Source organism: Leucobacter iarius (assembly GCF_039530105.1).
GTDB lineage: Bacteria > Actinomycetota > Actinomycetes > Actinomycetales > Microbacteriaceae > Leucobacter > Leucobacter iarius.
On record NZ_BAAAOB010000001.1, the window covers coordinates 792,671 to 810,869 of the forward strand.

Below are 18,199 nucleotides of genomic sequence, written 5' to 3' on the forward strand. Positions count from 1 at the left end.
TCACTCTGGAGAACGCTCGGAGAACTCTTCGAGGTGCTCCCTCGCGGAGCCAAGCCGTTCTACGTCTGGTACTCGATCGTGACCAGTCTGCTGGCGATCCTCGATACCGTCGCGCTCGCGCTGATCGCGCTCGCCGTGACGCCGCTCGTCTCGGGCAAGCCGATCGTGCTGCCGGTGCTCGGCGAGCTGCCGGCCTCGGCGACCCCGGTCTTCGTGGTCGCCATCTGCGCGCTGTTCGTCACCAAGGGCGTGTGCGCGGTGCTGCTGCACTGGTTCGCCACCCGTCGCTTCGCGAGCTACGAGCTCGAGATCGGCAACGAGCTCTTCCGTGCCTACACCCACTCCAGCTGGGAGGAGCGGTCCCGGCTGAGCACCGCCGAGATCACGCGCATCGTGGACAGCTCGATGGCCAACACCAACCTGCAGTTCATCCTCCCGCTCTCGCAGATCCCCGGCAATGCGCTCACCTTCGTCGGAGTGCTGGGCGTGCTCGTCGTCGCGCAGCCGCTCTCGGCGCTCATCGCGCTCCTCTACCTCTCGGCGATCTCGATCGGCATGCTCCTCATCGTGACCCGCCGCGCGCAGCGCGCCGGGCGTGACAACCGCACCTACGCCTACCGCGCCGCCACGATCATGACCGAGATGGTGGAGGCCCTCAAGGAGGTCACGCTCCGCGGCAAGCTCGACGAGATCGGCGAGGTGGTGTCGCGCAACCGCTCGGTGGCGACGCGAGCCCGCGCCAACCTCTCGTTCTACGGGATCGTGCCCAAGTACGCGTTCGACGCGGCGCTCATCGGCGGGTTCCTGCTGATCGGCGGGGCGTCCTTCCTGCTGGGCGGGCCCCAGGCCGCCGTCGTCTCCGTCTCGCTCTTCGCCGCGACCGGCTTCCGCATGATCCCGGCGATGAACGCGGTGCAGAGCAGCTTCACCTCGGCTGTGGGCTCGGAGGTGTATGCCCGAGATGTGATCCGCGAGCTCAAGCGCGCCCCGCTGCAGGCGGTCGACCCGGTGAGCGCCGCCGACACCGCCGAGCTGGCGTCCGAGCCCTCGGTGCTGGCCCTCCGCGGGGTCAGCTTCCGATACCCGGGGGCGGAGGTGGACGTGCTCGACGACATCGATCTCGAGATCCCCTTCGGCTCCCGGCTCGCGGTCGTCGGTCCCTCCGGCGCGGGCAAGTCGACGCTGATCGACCTGCTGCTCGGGCTGAGCACCCCCACCGGTGGAGTCATTGAGATCGACGGCAGCCCGCTCGACTCCGTGCTCGGGCAGTGGCGAAGCCGGGTGGGCTACGTGCCCCAGCGGGTCGCGGTCTTCGACGGCAGCATCGCGCAGAACGTCGCGCTCACCTGGGGCGACGAGTACGACGAGGAGCGCGTGCGCGAATCGCTGCGGCGCGCGCAGCTCGACGGGCTCCTCGACCGCTCCGAGGGCGTCGAGGAGAAGCTCGGTGAGCGCGGGGCCTCCATCTCGGGCGGGCAGCAGCAGCGCCTGGGCATCGCTCGGGCGCTCTACAGCGATCCGTTCGTGCTCGTGCTCGACGAGGCGACGAGCGCGCTCGACACCGCCACCGAGAACCGGGTGATGGAGTCGATGCGGGCGCTCGCCGGCGAGGTGACCTTCGTGACCATCGCGCACCGGCTCGCCACGATCCGCGACTACGACCAGGTGTGCTACCTCGACGGCGGCAAGATCCGCGGTCAGGGCACCTTCGACGAGGTCGTGGCCCAGGTGCCCGACTTCCGGGTGCAGGCCGAACTGGCGGGTCTCGCATGAACGCCCAGGACCGCCCCCGGCTGCTGATCCTGTCGCTCTCGAACATCTCGATGGATGCTCGGGTGCTGCGACAGGTCAGGCTCTTCGCCGACGAGTACCGCGTCACGACCTGCGGCTTCGGCCCGCAGCCGATCCCCGGCGTCGAGCACATCGAGCTCGGCACCGACGGTTCGCGGTTCCGGTCGCTGGCGACCGACGCGCTGATCCGCCTGCGCGCGTACCGCGCCGCGTACTGGATGTCCTCGATTCCGCGCATCGCCCGCAGGACGCTGCGCGGACGCGCGTTCGACGCGGTGCTCGCGAACGATCTCAACACCGTCATGCTGGCGCTCTCCGTCGCCGAGGGCAACCGGATCCACTTCGATCTCCACGAGTTCTTCCCCGGCACCGACGACAACGTGCCGACGTGGGTGAAGCACCGCCTGCCCTACCTCGAGTGGCAGCTCAGGCGGTACGCCGTGCGCGGGCGCAGCTGGACCGCGGTGAGCGAGCCGATCGCCGAGCGCTACGCGGCGGGCTACGGACTCGACGCGGGGGTCGTGGTGAACGCCAGCCCCTATCTCGAGACCGAGGTGCAGCCCGCGGCGACGCCGCTGCGCTTCGTCTATTCGGGGATCGCCCAGCGTCCGCGCAAGGTGGAACTGGTCATGCACGCGGTCGCCGAGGCCGCGGGGGAGCCGACGCTCGACCTCTTCCTGACGGGGGAGGGGACCCCGTACCACGACGAGCTCCTCGCGCTCGCGGACGAGCTCGGACCGCGCATCAGGGTGCTCCCGCCCGTACCGCAGCACGAGCTGACGGCGACGCTCCGCGACTACGACATCGGGATCCCGATCCTGCCGCTCGAACCGACCAACCTCGCGCTCGCGCTGCCGAACAAGCTCTTCGACTACGTGCAGGCTCGGCTCGGGGTCGTCACCGGCCCCAACGAGTCGATGGCGCGCATCGTGTTGGAGCACGGCATCGGTGCCGTCACCGATGACTTCGAGCTGCAGACCCTCGTGGACCTGATCGGCGGGCTCACCGCCGAAGAGGTCTCCGCGTGGAAGCGGGCTGCGGACGCCGCGGCCGTGCCGCTGTCCGCGGAGCAGCAGAACTCCGGATGGGAACGGGCGATCGCCGCGATCGTCGACGCGGAGGGGAAGGTGGATCGCTGATGCCGAGTCCCGCCGAGATCGTCGCTCGGGTGCTCGCCAGACGGCACCGGTTCCCGGGCTGGGTCAACCGGGCGATCGACGGGGTCGTCGATCATCCGCCGACCTTCCTGCTCAGGTGGCTCTCGCCCGCCTCACGCAGCGCGGCGCCGGGCGAGATCCCCGCGCCGCCGCAGGTTCCCGAGAACCAGGCTGAGCGCGTCGTGATCGGCCCGGTCAACTACTCGGGCCAGGGCCTGCTCTGGGCGCGCGCGCTGCAGCGTGCGCGGCCGCAGAACTGGAGCTACGACTTCGCGATCGAGGTGCCCGGCGGATTCGCCTTCGACACCGACACCGAGGTGCCGCTGCACGTGCACGCCTCGTCGCGCGCGTGGCAGGATGCGCAGCTCGCGGCGATCGAGCGCTGCACGCACGTGCTCGTCGAAGCGGAGCGCCCGCTGCTCGGGCGTCGCTTCGCCGACTTCGAAGCCGAGGCGCGCGAACTCCGGGCCCGGGGCCTCAGCGTCGCCTTCCTCGCGCACGGCACCGATATCCGCGTGCCGAGCCTGCACGTCCCGACGACGCACTGGTCGGTGTTCCAGGACACGGACGCGTACTGGGGGCGGCAGGAGACGCTGGCGACGCGCAACCTCGCGGCGCTGCGGCGACTCGGCGGCCCCTTCTTCGTGTCCACCCCCGACCTCAAATACTTCCTGCCCGAGGCGGAGTGGTGCCCCGTGGTCGTCGATCCCGAGAAGTGGGCCGGCGAGTCGGTCGCGGGCGACCGCGAGGTGCCGGTCGTGGCGCACGTGCCGAGCCAGGCCAAGACCAAGGGCACCGACCTCGTCGAACCGGTGCTCTTCGCGCTGCAGGAAGAAGGCCTCATCGAGTACCGTCCGGTGCGCGGAGTGCCGTCGGCCCGGATGCCCGAGGTATACGGCGCTGCCGACATCGTGCTGGATCAGTTCCGCCTCGGCAGCTACGGGGTCACCGCCTGCGAGGCCATGAGCTCCGGACGCGTGGTGCTCGGGCACGTCTCGCCGGAGGTGCGCGAGTGGGTGCGCTCGGCGACCGGTGAGGAGCTGCCCATCGTCGAGGCCGATCCCGACACGGTGGAGACCGAGCTGCGCGCGCTCCTGGCCGACCGCGCCGAGATGCGCCGCATCGGCGCCGCCGGCGCCGAGTTCGTGCGCGCCGTCCACGACGGGCGCATGAGCGCAGCCGTGCTCGGCGCGCACTGGCTCGACGTCGAGGGGAGCGGACGCGGTGCCTGATTCGAACGGATCCGCGGCGCCGGGCCTCGAACCCGTCGTCGACGTCGTGATCGCGGTGCACACCCCGCAGCGGCCGGTGCGTCGAGCGGTCGCCTCGATCCTCGAACACACCGATGCGCCCGTGCGCGTCACGGTCGTGGTGCACAACACCGACCCGGAGCCGATCCGGGAGGCGCTCTCCGAGTTCGCGACCGACGGGCGTCTGCGCATCGAGCCCTTCGTCGACGGGATCCCGAGCCCGGCCGGTCCGATGAACCGCGGGTTGGAACTCGCCACCGCGGAGTTCACCTCGCTGCTCGGTTCGGACGACGAGTTCGCCCCGCATGCGATCGACCGCTGGCTCGCCGAGCAGCGACGCTCCGGCGCTGCGGCGATCATCGCGCGCATCGACTACGCGGACGGTCCGATCGCCCCGCAGCCGCCCGTGCGGCCGTTCGCGCGCGGTGTGCGGCATCCGGTCCGCGACCGCCTGCTCTATCGCAGCGCGCCGCTCGGGCTCATCTCTCGCGCGCGCTTCGGAGACCTGCGGCTCCGCGAGGGGTTCCCGACGGGAGAGGACCTCGCGTACTCTGCGCTGGTCTGGACCTCGGGAGCGCCGGTGGTCTTCGCCGGTTCGTTCGCCGGCTACATCGTGAATCGTGACGGCGATGACCGGGTCACCGCGACCAGACGGCCGCTGGCGGCCGACCTGGCCTCGGTGCGCGACCTGGCCACCGCGCCGTTCCTCGCCGAGCTCGACGGCGGGGTCCGTGCTGCGCTCGCGGTCAAACTGCTCCGCGTGCAGGTGCTGGGCTCGCTCGCACCGCGCGGCTCGAGCAGCAGCGCGCTGAGCCGGGACGACGCGGAGTTCCTGAGCGGGCTGCTCGGCGAGCTCCGCGCGCTCGGCCCGACGGCCGAGAGTCGGCTCTCGATCGCCGAGCGGGCGCTGCTCGAGGCCGCGCAGACGTCCGACGGAGCGCGGTTCGCCACGGCCACGGCGGATTGGTCGCGCAAATTCACTCCGCGCGGTGCGCTGACGCGCAACCCGCTCCTCTGGTTCTCGGCGCAGGGTCCGCTGCGCTACGGCATCGCGTCGATGATCGTGGGCAGGCGGGGCGGCCGATGAGCGCGTCGACGGCTCGCCCGCGGATCACGGTGGTCACCCCGTGGTTCCCCACGAACGCATCGCCCGGTGCCGGCATCTTCGTGCTGCGGGATGTCGAGCTGCTCGCGGAGCATGCCGAGGTCACCGTGGTGCACGTCGGCGCCCCGCAGTTCTTCGATGCCGACCTCGCGAACGAGCCGGAGTGGCCGGGATTCCGCACGGTGCGGGCGCCGTTCGCCTTCTCCGACTACCGCAGCCTCGCGGCGGCGGCCTCTGCCGTGCGGCGCGAACTGCGTGGTGCGCAGCTGCTGCACACCATGGCCATGGGGGCGCTCACGCCGCTCGTCGGTACCCGGGTGCGGGTGCCGTGGGTGCACACCGAGCACTGGTCGGGGCTGCTGCGCGACCCCGAGGGCAGCGGTCGCTCGCGCCTGGTCCAGCGTTTCCTCCGCAGACAGCTGCGACGTCCGGATCGGGTTGTCGCGGTCAGCGGCTTCCTCGCCGGAGCCCTGCAGCGCTGGAGCGGTTCAGCGCCCGCCGTCATCGGCAACGCGGTCATGGTCCCGTCGGTTCCGGTGTCCGACTCCGCCTGGGACTTCTCCGAGGTCGCGCTGCTCGGGGTCGGCGCGATCGCCGACAACAAGGGGCCGATGGAGGCGCTCGAGACGATGATCGAGCTGCGTCGCCGGGGCCGATCCGCCACCCTCACCTGGGTCGGCTCGGGGCCGCTCGCTCAGCGCATGCGCGAGCGCGCGGAGGAGGCCGGCGTCGCCGAGCACCTGCGTCTCCCGGGGCAGCTCGAGCCGGACGCCGTGGCCGGGGAACTCGCGGCGGCCGACCTGTTCCTACTCCCGACGCGCTTCGAGACCTTCGGCGTCGCTCTCGCCGAGGCCGCGTCGGCCGGGCTGCCGATCGTCACGGGGGATCGCGGCGGCTTCCTGGACTTCCTCGACTCCGACTCGTCGCGACTGGTGCCGGTGGACCGCTTCGGCGGCCCCGCGCTCGCCGACGCGGTCGAGGCGCTCGTCGACGACCCGGCGCTGCCCGCCCGAACGGCGATCGCCTCCACTGCCGCCGAGCGGTTCGACGAGGGTGCGCGCTGGGAACGCTATGCGCGGGTCTACCGGGAGGCCGGACTGCGTCCTCCGGAGGCGAACGGCGGGTGACGCCGCGCGCCGGTAGACTGCTTCCGTGAAGATCGCAGTAGTCGCCACCGGCAAGATCGGCCTCCCCCTCGCCACGCAGTACGCCTCGATGGGGCACGACGTGGTCGGCGTCGACGTCAACCAGGCGCTCGTCGAGTGCATCAACCGCGGCGAAGAGCCGTTCCCCGGCGAAGCCGGCCTGGCCGAGAAGCTCGCCGAGCTCGTGCCCGCGGGCAAGCTCCGTGCGACCACCGACTACGCCGATGCCATCCCCGGTGCCGACGCCGTCGTACTCGTGGTGCCGCTGCTCGTCGACGAGGAGACCTGGCAGCCCGATTTCAAGTGGATGGATGCGGCGACCCGTTCCCTCGCCGAGCACCTGACCCCGGGCACGCTCGTCTCCTACGAGACCACGCTCCCCGTCGGCACCACCCGCACCCGCTGGAAGCCGCTCATCGAGCAGGTCTCGGGTCTTCGTGAGGGCACCGACTTCCACCTGGTGTTCTCGCCGGAGCGCGTGCTTACGGGCCGCGTGTACGCCGACCTCAAGAAGTACCCGAAGCTCGTCGGTGGTCTGAACGAGGCCGGCACGCAGAAGGCCATCGAGTTCTACGAGGCGGTGCTCACCTTCGACGAGCGCACCGACCTCCCCCGCCCGAACGGTGTCTGGGACATGGGCACCGCCGAGGCCGCCGAGATGGCGAAGCTCGCGGAGACCACCTACCGCGACGTGAACATCGGCCTCGCGAACCAGTTCGCGCGCTTCGCGGACACCGCGGGCATCGACGTCTACAAGGTCATCGAAGCCTGCAACTCGCAGCCGTTCAGCCACATCCACCGGCCCGGCATCGCCGTGGGCGGGCACTGCATCCCGGTCTACCCGCGCCTCTACCTGTCGACCGACCCCGACGCCGACATCGTGCGCACGGCGCGCAACTACAACGCGACCATGCCCGCCTACGTGGTGGACCGCGTGCAGCAGACCATCGGCGACCTCGCCGGACAGCGCGTCGTCGTGCTCGGCGCGGCGTACCGCGGCGGCGTCAAGGAGACCGCGGTCTCGGGCGTCTTCCCGACGGTCGAGGAGCTCACCGCGCGCGGTGCGATCGTGACCGTGCACGACCCGCTGTTCTCCGATGAGGAGCTCGCGGGCTACGGCTTCACGGCGCACTCGATCGGCGACCCTGTCGACGTGGCGATCCTGCAGGCCGACCACGCCGACTACCTGGCGCTCGGCCCGACCGACTTCCCGGGCATCAAGCTCTTCGCCGACGGGCGCAACGCCACCGACGCCGCGAAGTGGACGGGCGTCCCGCGCATCGTCATCGGCGCCTGATCCCGGCCGTGAAGACGCTTCACCGATGAGCGCCGAGCCGATGGTCGATGTGGTGATCGCAGTGCATCGCGAGACCCGACCGATCGGCCGCGCCGTGGCCTCCGCGCTCGACGGGACCTCCGCCGACGTGCGGGTGACCGTGGTCGCCCACCACCTGGACCCCGAGACGCTGCGCGGGCCGCTCGGAGAGGTGGCCGACGACGCGCGCGTGCGCGTCGTCCGATTCGACGACGGACTGCAGAGCCCCGCCGGGCCGAAGAACCACGGCCTCTCGATCGCGACCGGGCGCTACGTGTCGATGCTGGACTCGGACGACGTCTTCGAACTCGGGGCGATCGACTCCTGGCTCGCGACCGCGGAGCGGGACCGTGCCGACGCCGTCATCGCCGCGAAGCGCTCGGCGGCGGGCCGGGTCGAGTCGGCTCCGCCCGTGCGGGTCGGGCGTCGCTGCCGCCTGGACGGTGCGCGGGACCGTCTGAGCTACCGCACCGCAGTGCACGGCGGGTTGATCCGCCGCGCCCGCTTTCTCGAGCTGCGCTTCTCCGAGGGGCTTCGCACGGGCGAGGACCACCGCTTCACCGCGGAGCTGTGGTTCTCCGGCGCACGGGTCTCCTACCCGGTCGGTGCGCCGGGGTACCGCGAGCTGACGGACCAGCAGGATCGCGTGACGGCCGACGTCCCCCCGGTCGTCGACGAGTTCCGCTACCTCGACGAGCTGCTCGACCCGGGCACCTCCTGGATGCGCGATGCGCGGAGCCGCTCGGCGCTGCTCGTGAAGTTGGTGCGCCTGCAGCTCTTCGACGCGGTGAACAACCGACTCGCGCAGTGGGACGGCGCCGTCGCGGCGGAGCTCTCCGAGGTCGCCCGGCGCCTCGTCGAGACCGAACCGCGGCTCCGCAACGCGCTCTCCGCTGCGGAGGATCGGCTCCTCTCGGCCGTCCTGGCCGCTGAGGGGTCGAGCGACCGGCTCGCCGCGCTGGTGGCGGCGCGGGGGTCGCTCCGCTCGCCGGCAGCGCTGATCCCGCGCAGCTGGTGGCGCGCACTGGGCCGCCAGGCACCGCTGCGCACGCACCTGGCCGGCGCGATGCTGGTGCGTACGCGATGAGTGGGACCGTGCTTCCGCCGACCCGTCCGCGGCTCGACTCCCTGACGGGTCTGCGCTGGTGGGCGGCCTTCGGGGTGTTCATCTTCCACATGCGCGTCTTCGCGCCGGTGCCGGTGCTCAACGCCTTCGCGCCCGTCGGCAACGCGGGCGTCGCGTTCTTCTTCGTGCTGAGCGGTTTCGTGCTCACCTGGTCCGCGGTCAAGCCGACCACGGTGCGGAACTTCTACTGGCGCAGGTTCGCCCGGATCTGGCCCGCCAACCTCGTCGCGCTGCTCCTCGCGATCCCGGTCTTCTACCAGTTGTTCCCGGGCGAGCCCGTGCAGAGCTGGATGAAACCCCTCGATATCGGCCTGCTGGTGCTCGCGGCGCTGCTGCTGCAGGGGTGGAGCAGCAACCCGGCGGTGCTCTTCGCGGGAAACCCGGCCGCATGGACCCTGACCGTCGAGGCGTTCTTCTACGCCGTGCACCCGTGGGTGCTCCGGATCCTGAACCGGATCGGGCGGCGGGGGATCGTGATCTTCACCGTCGCGGTCCCGCTCGCGGCCTTCGCCTACCGCGCCCTGGTGGCCTACGGCCCGGCCGGCTGGTGGAGCCAGCTCCCGCTCCCGATCACCCGCGTCAGCGAGTTCCTGCTCGGCATGGGGATCGCGCTCCTGCTGCGTGCGGGGCGGCGGATCGGGGTCCGGCCGTTCTGGGCGTTCGCGCTTCTCGGGGTGTACGTGCTCGGCCGCATCGTCGGCGGCCGGCTCGGCATCGCCGCGCTCGAACCGGTGCTGGCGCTGACGGGCCGCTTCGACAACGAGATCATGGTCGTGCTGTTCGGGATCATCATCTGGGCCGTCGCGCAGCGCGATCTCGACGGCGGGCGCTCCGCGCTGCGACATCCGGTCATGGTCAAGCTCGGCGAGTGGTCGTTCGCCTTCTACCTGGTGCACGCCACGGCGATGTACGCGGTGATGGCGTTCGCGGGGCACCAGCGCGGATCCTGGTCGAACCTCGTCTGGTACCCGATCGTGCTCGCGATCTCACTGCTGCTCGCCTGGGCGCTGTACCGGTTCGTGGAGCACCCCCTCGAGCGGCGGATGCGCCGCTGGGGCGACGCGCGGCTCACCGGGTCCGTACCCCCGCGCGCGACCGCCGCGCGGGCGGGGGAACCCGATCCGGCTCAGCGGGAGGGCAGCGCGGCGAGCGCGCCCTCGAGCACCGGATCGAGCACGCCGACGCCGCCGACGAGGTAGCTCCGGCGGGATCCCGCCCCGTCGGCGGCGATCGCCCCGGCCGTGGCATTCGGCAGGGCCCGCTGCATCGAGAGCAGCAGCGGTGCGCCCTGCTTCGCGGCCAGGACGCCCGCGGTGAGCCCGTCGGGGAACGAACTGCCCGAGGCGACGTAGGCCCGCTCGGTGGCGCCGAAGTGCCGGCTCGCGATCCGCGCCGCGGTGTCGTAACGGTCTTCCCCGACGACGCGGGAGTCGATCCGGATCCGTGCCGCGTCGAGCGCCGAGGCTGCGGGGCCGCCGAGCGCCTCGATCGGTCGGCCCGTGACGAAGGTCATGGCGCGCCGTGCCGCCGGCGTGCGGTCGACGAGCACGATGGCGCGCTTCATCGACACGGCGGCGGGGACCGCGGCGACCGCGTCGGCGAACGACGTCCCGGTGGTGGCGAGTACGCCGATGCGGGCACCGCCGAGTTCGCGCTGCAGTCGCTCGGCGATGGCGACGGAGGTCTCGTACCGGTTCGCGCCCTGCAGCCGTTTCGGGTCGAGCGAGACGCCCGCGGGGAGCGTCTTCGCGACCGAGTTCGGGATGACGCCGGTTCCTCCGACGACGATGGCGGTGCGTGCGCCGAGACGGCTGATCTCGGCCCGCGTCTCGGGGGTCAGCTTGCCGCCCTGCACCAGCAGCACGGGTGCGTCGAGCGCCGCAGCGAGCGGGCCCGCGGACAGTGCATCGGCGAAGTCGTCGCCGCGCGCGAGCAGCACCGTGCTCGCTCGCTGGTAGGTCTGGCGCGAGACGGCGGCGGCGGTCTGGTACCGATCCTCGCCGGAGATCCGGTAGGGGGTGCGCGGCGCCCCCTGCTGTGCGAGCCCCGCGACCCCCTGCGCGCCGGCGGAGACGTAGGCCAGCTGCAGGGGTCCGTCGGCCTGCGAGAGCTTCGAGTAGGACGCCGCGTAGCCGGGCGCCGGATCCGATACGTTCGCGAAGGCGGCATCGGACCGGGTCGAGCCGATCCGGACGATGCGCGTGCCGATCTGGGCGGTGACGACGCCCTGCGTCTGCGAGAGCGAGGCGACGTATGTGCCGGTCGCCTTCGACCAGAGCACCGAACCGTTCGCGGGGTCGAGCACGACGAGCCACCCCTTGCCAGTCAGGGTGCCCTGCGCCGCGGCCAGGACGTAGGACCCGGTCTCGTCCTCGACCAGCTCGATCCCGGTGATGCGTTGCGCGTCGAAGGGGACGGTGCGCGACCAGACCGTGGTCCCGGTGGTCGCATTGCCCTGCGGGCGCCAGAGCCGGATCTGGGCGCGCTGGCCGGGCAGCTCGGGCATGGCCTCGCCGAGCGTCTGCGTGCCGAGCAGCAGATCGTCGCCGCGCGGCTGCAGCGCGCTGATGATGTGGTCGCCGACCGGGCGGGTGAACACCTGCGGGGGCGTCGCCCCGTCGCGCGACACGAGGCTCAGTCCGCCGCCGTACTTGCCGTAGGCCGGTCCGGTCGCGACGGCGAGGCGATCTCGTCCGGGCAGGTAGACGATGGCGCCGGGCCGCATCTGACCGTTGCCGATGCGCGCGACCGGGTGCGTGGAGAGGTCGGACTCGATCGCGTAGACGCTACCCGAGGGGTAGATGGCGGAGTACATGGTGTCGCCGACCACCACCTGGGCCTTCGGCTCGCCGGGGACGTCGATGCTGCTCGTGCTCGGGTCGCCGTGGACCTGGTAGCGCCAGTGGCCGTTGACCAGGACCCGTCCGGCGAAGGGGACGACGCCCTGCGGGTTGAAGTCGACCTTCTCCTGAGCGCTCCCGACCATGCGGATCGGCGTCCCCACGGTGCCGGTGGAGGGATCGAGGGTCCAATAGTCGCTCGTGCCGGTGAGTCCGTGCACGAGCCCGTTCCGCACCTCGAGGGTGCGCGTCTCGCTCCCGGGTACCGGCGTGGCCACCGAGACCGGTTGCGCGGCGGGGTCGTCGAGCGCGAGCGAGAACAGGGTGCCGAGGGGGCGTGTGGTGAACCAGGCGGTTCGGGACGCGCGATCGACGGCGATGCGGTCGACCGTGTTGCTCTCGGGGAGCTGGAGGCTGCGTCGCGCGGATCCGTTCTTGCCGCCATTGGTGCCGCCAGCCGGTGCAGAGACCACGGAGACCGTGGCGGTGCCCTCGGTCCCGATCACGACGGTATCCGGCTGCCCGTTCCCCGCCGCGGGGAGCGTAGCGAGCGCGTAGACGATCGCGTGCGGTTCCGCCGCGGAGCTCGCCTCGGCCCACCTCGTGGGCGCCTGCTGCTTCGGGGTGAGGCGCCAGACCGCTGCCGGGTTGCCGAGCCCGATGGTGATCCCGGAAGCGTCGGCGGTCAGCGCGCGCACGTAGCGGTAGCCGGCCCACCCGGTCGGCGGCGTGTAGTCCTTCGCGGTGCCGGCGAGGAGATCGACCCGGAACAGGCGGGCTCCGGTGGCCGCGTAGGTCCCCGCCCAGAAGTAGCGTCCGTTCCCGGGCGTCGACAGCACCGTGTCCTCGATCACGGTCATGACGATGTTCGCGCCGGGGAGGGGCACGGTCTTCGTGAACTTCCCGGCACCGGTGTCGTAGCCCACGAGCCAGGTCGTCTTCGCATTGGTCGCGGCGCTCGTGCCGATGGCGAGGGTGGTGCCGCTCATCTCCATGTCCCACGAGCCGGTCCCGACGGGGATCCGCTGCTGCTGCGTCACGGCCCCGGTGCCGATCGCGCTCGTGAACAGGGTCGCGGGCGACGCGGTGCGGGAAGCCGAGTAGATCCGTCCGCCGGCCTCGTCGACGGTGCCCGAAGTGATGGCGTTGGTGCGCAATGCGGCCCCGGGGAAGGCCGAACCGGGGGCCGCCGCCGGGCCGAAGGACTCCGGCTGCGGTGCTGCGGTGCTGCCGTCGAGGATGGGGTCGCCGACGGGCGCCCGCTCGCTGCCGGGATCCGGCGCGGGCAGGTCGGTCTCCGGCGGGGTCGCTCCGCCCTCTGCCGGGGGCGCCGTGAGCGGTGGCACGCCGTCCTCGGCGAGCGCGGGAGCCGACGAGACGGCGAGCGCTGCGGCTGCGACGAGCGCGGTCAGAACAGTGGCCAGGCGCGCGGAACGCGGGCGGAAGCGGGTCACAGAACCTCCGGGGTGTCCTCGGCGAGCGTGACTCCTGCGCGAGAGAAGGCGGATCGATGTACGAATCAGCCTAATCCCTGTTGATTGAAGGATCAAATAGCCCGCCGCCCGCCGGGGCCTGGGCCTGGGCCGCCCGCCGAGGCTACCGGCGGTAGCGGGCGTCGTCCGGGAAGCGCGGCTTCGGGTCGAACGAGCGGGCGGCCTTGAGCGCGCGGAACATGCGCTTGCGCACGGGCTTCGCGACCTTGCCCTCGCGCATTTCGCGGAAGAGCCTGCGGTAGTAGAGCAGGTACGAGAGGCGACCCTCGTTGCGGAGACGGTAGGAGGCCTGGTTGCGGGCGCCCTTCTCGAACTTCCAGACGTTGCTCTCGTCGACCTCGCGGTAGTTCACCCCCGCGTTCACGCCCATGTCGTGCACGACCTCGCTGTCGAGCGAGATGATGCCGGGGCCGTACGCACGGGTGAGCCGCTTCGTGTACTCCTTGTCGTCGAACCAGATGAAGTACTCGCCGAGCGGCAGGCCCTGCTCCTCGATGGCCCAGCGGGGCACGAGCACCGAGACGAACGTGCACTCGACGACGAGCAGCGACTTCGCCCCGGCGAGGTAGGCGCGCGGCCAGTCCCAAGTGGTGATGGGGTTGTTCATCTCGCACAGCGAGCCGTCGATGTACTTCACGAGCGAGCACGCGAACGGCACCTCGCGCCCGAGCTTCTGCGATGCGGTGTCGCGCTGCTCCAGCAGGATCTCGAGCGCGCTCGGATCCGGATAGCAGTCGTCGTCCATGATCCAGACGTAGTCGGCCCCGAGGTTGATCCCGTGCGCCATGCCGTGCTCGAAGCCGCCGGCGCCACCGAGGTTCTCGTCGAGGTGCAGCACGACGAGCCGCGGGTCGTCGAGCCCGTCGAGGTACTCCCGCGTGCCGTCGGTCGAGGCGTTGTTCACGACGACGACCCACTCGCAACCGTGCGTCTGCGCGCGCACCGTCTCGAGCGTCTTCGGGAGCTTCGCCAGCCGGTTGAACGTGACGATGATCGCGGCCACGCGAGCGTGCTCGCCCGCGGCCGAGAGGGAATCCCCGACGACGGTGATCGGGTGTGTGCCCGGGTGGAACTCGGACTCGGACTCGCTCATTCTCCTGCTTTCGGCTCGTGGTCGCGGTCGGCGGCCGGAACCGATCCTGCACCGCTCGCCTGAGCGTCGCCCGGGGTGAGGCGCTGCTCGGCCAGGTCGAGCAGCTCGGCGACGCGGAGGCTGTCCCGGCGGTACTCGTCGAGCTCGTTCTCGAGCTCGTGCACGCGCTCGGTGAGCGCATCCAGCTCGGCACGGGTTCCGCTGGGCCGGGCGCGCATCGCGAGGCGCTTCAGACGTTGCTTCATGGAGATCTCTTTCTGCGGGAGGTGCGTTTCCGCGAGGGTGAACCGAGCTCCGTAGGACCGGCGGTCCGGTTCGTCGGGCACGTCGCCGAGCGATTCGAACTCGACGCCGAGCCCGAGCGCCTTCGCTTCTCGTGCGAGGTCGAAGGTGCTCAGGTGCCAGGTGGTCGGATCGTCGAAGGAGACGTCCGGTGCGTGCTGGCCGTGGACGGTCGCGACCGCGGAACCGCCGGAGCGGAGCGCCATGCGGATCAGGCGTAGCGCGTTCGCGCGCGCGGGTTGGTTGATCTGCTCGAGCACATGGTTGGCGACGATGTCGACCGCCCCGGTCGCCCCGAGTCGGCGGAACACATCGAGCGAGAGGGTCCGCAGCAGGTTCAGGTGCGCGACCTCGAACCGATCCGCTTCGGCGGTCTGCTCGGCTCGCGCCCGCTCGACCGCGAGAGCGTAGGTCGAGTAGTCGCTCGCGATGACCCGCCGGCCGGGCTCCCGGCCGGCCGCGGGGCGCTGCGCTCGGAGCCGGGCGCTCAGCGCGCCGCTCCCGGCGCCCAGTTCGAGCAGCACGGGCGCGGTCAGCGACGCGTTCTGCCGGAGGATCCACTCGCCGTGGGCGGCCCAGCGGGCGTCGGGGTCGCCGGCTTCCGCCGTGCCCTCGTAGAACTCGTTCCAGAAGTCGCGCTTGAAGTGGTACGAGCCGAACCAGCTCTGGAAGCGCCGGGAGGTGCTGCGCGGGGTGCCCAGGTGGTAGCCGGGGATCGGCGTGCGCCAGTTCTCGTCGTAGTTGATGACGAGCCAGGCGTCGGGGTCCGCCGGGGTCGGGAAGTCGCGGCCCGCGATCGAGACCGTTCCGAACGGCAGCATCTGATCCTCGCGCAGCGGACCGCGGACGTGGAACGGCTGGTTGATGTTGCCGTCGTCGGTGAAGAATGCCGTGAACACGTCGACGTAGTGGTCGACGGAACCCGAGTCGCTGCGGAAGTACAGCTGCATGTGGGTAGCGCTGTGCCGTACGAGCTCGTAGCCCAGCCGCTGCAGCCGGTGCCCGACGGCGAAGCCCTCGCGGGCGACGTCGGCCGGATTGGTGAACTCCGAGAGGTAGGCGACGTCGGCGTCGTCGTCGTGCGGGAGCAGTGCGCCCTCGCGGACGCCGCCGAGCAGCGTTCCGCCGACGACGAAGGGACGCAGGCCCATCTCGACGAGGTGCGCGACGACCTCCTCGGTGCGGTCGAGGATCCGCTCCTGCACGCCGACGTTGCCGGCCTCGAGGGTCTTGCCCAGCCGGCCCCACTTGTTGATCGCGAGGGGGATGCCCTCGGCGTCGACGACCCGCGTCTCGTGCGGATGCTCGCTGAACGACACCGACGCGCGGCCGAGTTCGCCGCCGTCGCCGGAACGCCGGAGTACGACCTCGGTATGACCCGCGAGATGCGGGCGCAGCACGGCGGGCCAGGGCAGGGCCTGCGTCGGGGCCTCGCCGCGGTCGAGGAGATCGATGGACCACACGCGCTGCTCGCCGAAGCAGACGTCGACGGATCGCACGTCGTCGGTCAGATCCGGAAGAGTCAGGCCGCGGGGCGTCGCAGTGAAGGGCATGTTCTCGAGAGCAGTCGTTTCCGCGCCGTTCGGCAGGCGCTCCCGATGAGTTTACGCGCTCGACCGCGCCACGAGCCTCCTGTGCATTTGGAATGTTTCGACTCGCGGTTATGCTTGCCGCACCAACGACGGTCGATCGCCCAGGAGCTGCCATGCGCGCACACTCTTTTCGGTTCGGAAGAGCGCTCGCCAGTGCCCTGGCGCTCACGGGCCTGGTGTGCGCCGGTATCGTCGCACCCGCCGTTCCCCGGGCGGCGGCGGCAGGCGTCGTCGCGCCGCCCCCGACCGACCAGACGACCCGGCTCGCGGGTGTGGACCGCTATGCGACCGCGGTCGCCGTCTCCCGGAACGCCTACCCCTCCGGCAGTCGAACGGCGCTGGTCGCGCTCGGCACCGACTTCCCCGATGCGCTGAGCGCGGTCCCGCTCGCGGCGCGGCTCGAAGCACCGCTGCTGCTCACCGGGACCCGATCCCTGCCCGCCTCGACCCGGGCTGAACTCCAGCGGCTGCGACCCGATCGCATCATCATCGTGGGCGGCACCGGTGCCGTCGAACGCGCGGTCGAGACGCAACTGCGTTCGCTCGCCGGCAACGTCGCGCGCCTTTCCGGTGCCGACCGCTTCGCGACGGCCGAGGCCATCGCCCGCTACGGCTGGGGCGCCGACGGCTCCGCCGCGGCCTTCGTCGCCACCGGCGCAGGCTTCGCCGATGCGCTCGCCGCCGGCGCCGCAGCGGCGAAGCTCGGGTCCCCGGTGGTCCTGGTGCCCGGTGGCAATCCCTCTGCCGGGGCCGCGACCGCGAAGCTGCTGCGGGACCTCGGCACCTCCGAGGTCAGGATCGCCGGGGGTACCGGGGTCGTGAGCGTCGGCATGGCCCGGTCCCTCGCCGCCGGTGGGCGCACCGTGGTGCGCTACGGCGGCAGCGACCGCTTCGCCACGACCGCCGCGATCGTCACCGGGGTCTTCGGAACCGGCTCGCCGTTCAGCTACTGGGCGAACGGGTTCGGCTTCGCCGATGCGCTCTCCGCGGGCGCCGCGGCCGGAGCACGCGGTGTCCCGCTGATCCTGACCCGGTCGGACTGCGTCCCCGATGCGGTGCAGGGCGCCGCTGCTCCCGCGGGTAGCGCACCGCGGCTCCTCGTCGGTGGCACCGCAGTGCTCGCCGATGCGGTCGGAGCGGGCGCCCGCTGCTTCGCGAGCGCACCGACTCCGCGGATCTCGGGACGCGTCGCCGAGGGGCAGCGGGTCACCGCGGTTCCCGGCGCGTGGCAGCCGGCTCCGACGACGCTCGCCTATCAGTGGCGCAGGAATGGGGCCCCGATCGCCGGAGGAACGGGGCAGAACTACGTCCCCGTCCGGGCGGATCGCGGCACCCGGCTCTCGGTCTCGGTGACCGCGACCCGCTCCGGCTACGCGCGCGCGACCCGGTCCAGCGAAACGGCCGTTGTGGCCGAGCCTCCGGCGCTGCGGGACCCGCGATCGATCTCGGTGGTGGTCAACAAGCGCCGGCCGCTCTCTCCGGTCTCCTACGAGCCGAGCGACCTGCGGACCCCCTCCGGGATCCCGAATGCGAACGGGCAGCCGGTGCGGTCGGCGGTCGCGACCGCGCTCGAGCAGATGAACGCCGCAGCGAAGAACGCCGGAGTGCACCTGGTGATCCGCAGCGGCTATCGGAGCTACCAGTACCAGGTGGGGCTCTACAACGCGAACGTCGCGAACTCCGGACGGGCCGCCGCCGATGTCTCCACGGCGCGCCCCGGATACTCCGAGCATCAGACAGGCCTCGTCGCCGACATCGACGACGGCGGGTCCTGCGTGCTGAACGCTTGCTTCGGCGGTACGGCGGCGGGCCAGTGGCTGCGCGCCAACGCCTACAAGTACGGCTTCATCCTCCGCTACGACCAGGGGCAGCAGCACATCACCGGGTACGAGTACGAGCCCTGGCACTTCCGCTACGTCGGGACCGCGATCGCCGGCGACATGCGTGCGAAGGGGATCCGCACGCTCGAGCAGTACTTCGGCCTGCCCGCGGCGCCGAGCTACTAGGCCG

The 18,199-nt window shown here is 71.6% G+C and carries 12 protein-coding genes; 9 read left to right on the forward strand and 3 right to left on the reverse strand.

All coding sequences use genetic code 11. The features are described 5' to 3' along the window. Nucleotides 1-33 precede the first annotated feature (33 nt). From ABD169_RS03455 to ABD169_RS03490, 8 genes are read left to right on the forward strand one after another with little or no spacing between them, the layout of a single operon-like run. On the forward strand, nucleotides 34-1,773 hold the full coding sequence (locus ABD169_RS03455) for an ABC transporter ATP-binding protein (RefSeq protein WP_344029345.1): 1,740 nt from the start codon (nucleotides 34-36) through the stop codon (nucleotides 1,771-1,773). Next, entirely contained in the window at nucleotides 1,770-2,930 is a 1,161-nt protein-coding gene (locus tag ABD169_RS03460; RefSeq protein ID WP_344029348.1) for a glycosyltransferase family protein, read from the forward strand. The genes ABD169_RS03455 and ABD169_RS03460 overlap by 4 nt, the downstream gene beginning before the upstream one ends. After that, the gene (locus tag ABD169_RS03465; RefSeq protein ID WP_344029351.1) at nucleotides 2,930-4,180 is read left to right on the forward strand and encodes a glycosyltransferase family protein; all 1,251 of its coding nucleotides are present in this window, start codon (nucleotides 2,930-2,932) and stop codon (nucleotides 4,178-4,180) included. Before ABD169_RS03460 ends, ABD169_RS03465 begins: the two co-directional genes overlap by 1 nt. Then, nucleotides 4,173-5,285: a glycosyltransferase family A protein gene (locus ABD169_RS03470; protein WP_344029354.1), complete on the forward strand. Its 1,113-nt coding sequence runs from the start codon at nucleotides 4,173-4,175 to the stop codon at nucleotides 5,283-5,285. Before ABD169_RS03465 ends, ABD169_RS03470 begins: the two co-directional genes overlap by 8 nt. Further along, nucleotides 5,282-6,430: a glycosyltransferase family 4 protein gene (locus ABD169_RS03475; RefSeq protein ID WP_344029357.1), complete on the forward strand. Its 1,149-nt coding sequence runs from the start codon at nucleotides 5,282-5,284 to the stop codon at nucleotides 6,428-6,430. The genes ABD169_RS03470 and ABD169_RS03475 overlap by 4 nt, the downstream gene beginning before the upstream one ends. A gap of 25 nt (nucleotides 6,431-6,455) precedes the next feature. Next, the gene (locus tag ABD169_RS03480) at nucleotides 6,456-7,745 is read left to right on the forward strand and encodes a nucleotide sugar dehydrogenase (RefSeq protein ID WP_344029360.1); all 1,290 of its coding nucleotides are present in this window, start codon (nucleotides 6,456-6,458) and stop codon (nucleotides 7,743-7,745) included. Nucleotides 7,746-7,770: 25 nt separating this feature from the next. After that, nucleotides 7,771-8,850 (forward strand): glycosyltransferase family 2 protein, encoded by a 1,080-nt coding sequence (locus ABD169_RS03485; RefSeq protein WP_344029363.1) that lies wholly within the window; start codon nucleotides 7,771-7,773, stop codon nucleotides 8,848-8,850. An 8-nt stretch (nucleotides 8,851-8,858) separates the two neighbouring features. Beyond that, nucleotides 8,859-10,088: an acyltransferase family protein gene (locus tag ABD169_RS03490; protein WP_344029366.1), complete on the forward strand. Its 1,230-nt coding sequence runs from the start codon at nucleotides 8,859-8,861 to the stop codon at nucleotides 10,086-10,088. On the opposite strand, the gene ABD169_RS03495 is transcribed toward ABD169_RS03490, so the two are convergent. The 3 genes from ABD169_RS03495 to ABD169_RS03505 all read right to left on the reverse strand — a co-directional run bounded on the left by ABD169_RS03495 (nucleotide 10,016) and on the right by ABD169_RS03505 (nucleotide 16,150). Beyond that, on the reverse strand, nucleotides 10,016-13,183 hold the full coding sequence (locus ABD169_RS03495) for a cell wall-binding repeat-containing protein (protein WP_344029369.1): 3,168 nt from the start codon (nucleotides 13,181-13,183) through the stop codon (nucleotides 10,016-10,018). The genes ABD169_RS03490 and ABD169_RS03495 overlap by 73 nt on opposite strands. A 142-nt stretch (nucleotides 13,184-13,325) precedes the next feature. Beyond that, nucleotides 13,326-14,315: a glycosyltransferase family 2 protein gene (locus tag ABD169_RS03500; RefSeq protein WP_344029372.1), complete on the reverse strand. Its 990-nt coding sequence runs from the start codon at nucleotides 14,313-14,315 to the stop codon at nucleotides 13,326-13,328. Further along, on the reverse strand, nucleotides 14,312-16,150 hold the full coding sequence (locus ABD169_RS03505) for a class I SAM-dependent methyltransferase (protein ID WP_344029375.1): 1,839 nt from the start codon (nucleotides 16,148-16,150) through the stop codon (nucleotides 14,312-14,314). The genes ABD169_RS03500 and ABD169_RS03505 overlap by 4 nt, the downstream gene beginning before the upstream one ends. A gap of 152 nt (nucleotides 16,151-16,302) precedes the next feature. Between ABD169_RS03505 and ABD169_RS03510 the strand changes: the two genes are divergently transcribed. Beyond that, a complete protein-coding gene (locus ABD169_RS03510; RefSeq protein WP_344029378.1) occupies nucleotides 16,303-18,195 on the forward strand; it encodes a cell wall-binding repeat-containing protein in 1,893 nt (630 codons plus the stop codon). The last annotated feature ends 4 nt before the right edge of the window (nucleotides 18,196-18,199 follow it).

Coding starts and splice junctions, on each gene's coding strand:
- ABD169_RS03460 (WP_344029348.1), top strand. CDS start 1,770: ATGAACGCCCAGGACCGCCCCCGGCTGCTGATCCTGTCGCTCTCGAAC.
- ABD169_RS03465 (WP_344029351.1), top strand. CDS start 2,930: ATGCCGAGTCCCGCCGAGATCGTCGCTCGGGTGCTCGCCAGACGGCAC.
- ABD169_RS03475 (WP_344029357.1), top strand. CDS start 5,282: ATGAGCGCGTCGACGGCTCGCCCGCGGATCACGGTGGTCACCCCGTGG.
- ABD169_RS03485 (WP_344029363.1), top strand. CDS start 7,771: ATGAGCGCCGAGCCGATGGTCGATGTGGTGATCGCAGTGCATCGCGAG.
- ABD169_RS03500 (WP_344029372.1), bottom strand. CDS start 14,315: ATGAGCGAGTCCGAGTCCGAGTTCCACCCGGGCACACACCCGATCACC.
- ABD169_RS03505 (WP_344029375.1), bottom strand. CDS start 16,150: ATGCCCTTCACTGCGACGCCCCGCGGCCTGACTCTTCCGGATCTGACC.
- ABD169_RS03510 (WP_344029378.1), top strand. CDS start 16,303: ATGCGCGCACACTCTTTTCGGTTCGGAAGAGCGCTCGCCAGTGCCCTG.